A 1,829-nucleotide genomic window follows, 5' to 3' on the forward strand; every position below is an offset into this window, starting at 1 on the left:
AATTTCAGTGCCTTGGCCTTGTTCTTGTGCTGGCTGCGTTCATCCTGCACGGCCACCACGACGCCGCTGGGGATATGGGTGATCCTGACCGCGCTATCCGTCACGTTGACATGCTGGCCGCCGGCACCCGAAGCACGATACACGTCGATCCGCAGATCCTTCTCGTCGATGGCGACGTCCACATCCTCGGCCTCGGGCAGCACGGCCACGGTGGCAGCGCTGGTATGAATGCGGCCGCCGGCTTCGGTGGCGGGCACGCGCTGCACGCGGTGCACACCGCTTTCGAACTTCAGCCGGGCAAACACTCCAACGCCGGAGACGCTGGCAATGATTTCCTTGAAGCCGCCGACATCCGATGAGCTGGCCGAGAGTATTTCCCAGCGCCAGCCGTGGCTTGCGGCGTAACGTTCATACATGCGAGCAAGATCGCCAGCGAACAGCGCAGCTTCGTCGCCGCCGGTGCCAGCGCGGATTTCCAGTACGGCAGAACGATCATCGGCGGCATCGCGCGGCAGCAGTCTCAGCGCCAGTGCGCGCTCGACGGCCGGCAACTGGGCGTTGATGCTGGCCAGTTCTTCCTGCGCCAGCCCATGCATTTCGTCGCTGGCAGGAATGGCCTGCAGTTCATCGCGTGTCGTTTGCAAGGCGCGCCACGCCTGCGCGGCGTCTACCAGCGGGGTCAGTTCGGCATAATCCTTGGACAGCGCCACGAATTGTTCGGGCGCCAGCGCCGGATTGCCCATGTCGTGCGCCAATTGGGCATGGCGGCGCTCGATCTGGGCGATGCGCTCAACAGGCAGGCTCATCCCTTCAGGCCGCCCCCGGACAGGCGGGCCAGGATGGCGGCAAGGGCCTCGCCCATGGCCACCGGTACCTGCTCGCCGCTGCCCATATCGCGCAGGGTGACGATGCCGGCCGCCACTTCGTCAGCACCAATCAGCACAGCCAGCCGCGCGCCCGACTTGCCGGCACGCTCCATCTTTTTCTTCAGATTGCCGCGCCAGCCCTGTTCAGCGGCGACGCCGGCCAACCGCAGACTGTGCAGCAGCGCCAGCGCACCGCTTTCGGCTTCGGGCCCGACGGCGACCACGGCGACCTGGATATGGGGCAAGGCCGGTTCCGCCACCAGCATGGCCAGCCGCTCGATGCCCGCCGCCCAACCGACAGCCGGGGTTTCCGGGCCGCCCATATGGCCGATCAGGCCGTCATAACGCCCGCCGCCCAGCACGGTGCCCTGCGCGCCCAGGCTTTGCGTGACGAACTCGAACACGCTGTGGCGATAATAATCCAGCCCGCGCACCAGCCGGGCATTGCGCGTCCAGGCGATGCCGCTGGCCTGCAGACCGGCCTGCAGGCGATCAAAGAACGCCCCTGCATCCACGGTGAAATAATCGTCGATCTGCGGCGCATTGGCCACCAGCGCCTGATCGCCTTCATTCTTGCTGTCGAGGATGCGCAGCGGGTTGGTTTCGAGCCGGCGCTGGCTGTCCTCGGACAAATCACCGCGATGGGCCGCGAAGTAGGCGGCAACGGCGGCGCTCCATGCGCTTCGCGTTTCGGGATCGCCCATCGAATTGAGGGTGAGTTCCACCTCACCTGCCACACCCAGCGCTTCGAGCAGATGCTGGCCCAGTGCAATGACTTCCACGTCAGACGCCGGCTCCCCCGCACCCAATATTTCGGCATCGAGCTGGTGAAACTGGCGGAAGCGACCCTTTTGCGGGCGTTCGTAGCGGAACAATGGCCCCCACGCCGCCAGCTTCAACGGCGCCAGCTGCTGCCAGCCATTTTCGATGTAGGCACGCGCGATGCCGGCGGTGAATTCGGGC

Annotated in this window: 2 protein-coding genes; both read right to left on the reverse strand. The window is 65.8% G+C overall.

Features of this window, described 5'->3' with window-relative positions:
• The coding region (locus RMO81_RS08720; RefSeq protein ID WP_310475441.1) for a PCRF domain-containing protein at positions 1 to 806 on the reverse strand (806 nt) is incomplete at its 3' end.
• Positions 803 to 1,829 (reverse strand): histidine--tRNA ligase (hisS, locus tag RMO81_RS08725; RefSeq protein WP_310475443.1); only part of this gene is annotated, 1,027 nt, incomplete at its 5' end. The genes hisS and RMO81_RS08720, both read right to left, overlap by 4 nt.

Source organism: Sandarakinorhabdus sp. (assembly GCF_031422795.1).
Classification (GTDB): domain Bacteria; phylum Pseudomonadota; class Alphaproteobacteria; order Sphingomonadales; family Sphingomonadaceae; genus Sandarakinorhabdus.